The organism is Pseudoalteromonas sp. Z1A6 (assembly GCF_011378745.1).
Classification (GTDB): Bacteria; Pseudomonadota; Gammaproteobacteria; order Enterobacterales; family Alteromonadaceae; genus Pseudoalteromonas; species Pseudoalteromonas arctica.
In genome coordinates this window covers 1-1,114 of sequence record NZ_WTKW01000624.1, presented here as the reverse complement: position 1 = coordinate 1,114, position 1,114 = coordinate 1, and the positions used below count along the sequence as shown (strand labels likewise).

Sequence of the window (1,114 nt, the reverse complement as noted above, 5' to 3'; positions counted from 1 at the left end):
CGTCTGTTAGCTTGTCATTTAGGTTTTTTTATATTGAATTTAGCAACAATGCCACTTTGGCAAATAGAGGGATCTACACTCTACGCTTTAATAACAGCATTAACAATTTATAATCAATATACGGTTCAAAATAATCAATTTAAGGACAGACAATCATGATTGTGTCTAAGCATGATTATAAAAGATATTTAATCGAAGATAAAAAAAGTCTCGGTGCTAAAGATAGCTTTAAAGAGTGGCTATTTCACGATATTTGGCGTTTCCAAAGAGCTTTAAGAAGAGCTGAATATTGGACTAATTGCCATAAATCTTTTTTTGGTAGAGCTTTAGCGTTATTGTTCAGGTTTTACTCAAAAAAAGTAGGGCAAAAATTTGGTTTTACAATACCCGTTAATACTTTTGGAGCGGGTTTATCAATTGCTCACATCGGTACCATCGTTATTAACTCTCATACCAGAATTGGCACTAATTGTAGAATTCATGTTTGTGTAAATATTGGCGCAGCAACTTATAATAGCTTACATGCGCCCATTATAGGGGATAATTGTTATATAGGTCCTGGCGCTAAATTATATGGAGATATTACTATTGGAGATAATACTGGAATAGGTGCGAATAGTGTTGTAAACAAATCGTTTAAAGAAGGGAATCAAACTATTGCAGGATTACCAGCTAGAAAAGTATCAGACAAAGGTCCTCTTCAATTTCGTTCTTTTAGCGTAACACAGAGTAAATAAGCATATGAATTTTGCGAAGCAGTTTTCTTACTCTTCATTACACCGAATTATCCAAGTGTTTTCATCCATTATACTAGTATTATGCATGATAAAAGTATGGGGGAAAAGTGAGTATGGGTATTATGCATACTATATATCAATAGCTACGGTACTTTTAGCAATAGCTGAATTTGGCACACCTAATGTATTTAGGCGAAATTATACAGATACCGAAAGTCACACTAAGAAAGAAGTTTACAGCTCTCTTTATGTACTTAGACTTTTATTTATAACCCCAATAGCTCTGACTTTTTTGGGGATAGCATGGTACTACGATAGTTTATTTTTTATCTACTATAGCCTTATCACTATAATTATTAGTTTCAGACTAAATGAAT

General features: G+C 33.0%; 2 protein-coding genes. Both read left to right on the top strand.

Features of this window, described 5'->3' with window-relative positions; all coding sequences use genetic code 11:
- Nucleotides 1–155 precede the first annotated feature (155 nt).
- Nucleotides 156–737, top strand: coding sequence for a serine acetyltransferase (locus GQR46_RS19970; RefSeq protein ID WP_165742273.1), 582 nt, complete (start codon nucleotides 156–158; stop codon nucleotides 735–737).
- Between the two features lie 85 nt (nucleotides 738–822).
- A partial coding sequence (locus GQR46_RS20600; protein ID WP_206009725.1) for a hypothetical protein occupies nucleotides 823–1,114 on the top strand: 292 nt, incomplete at its 3' end.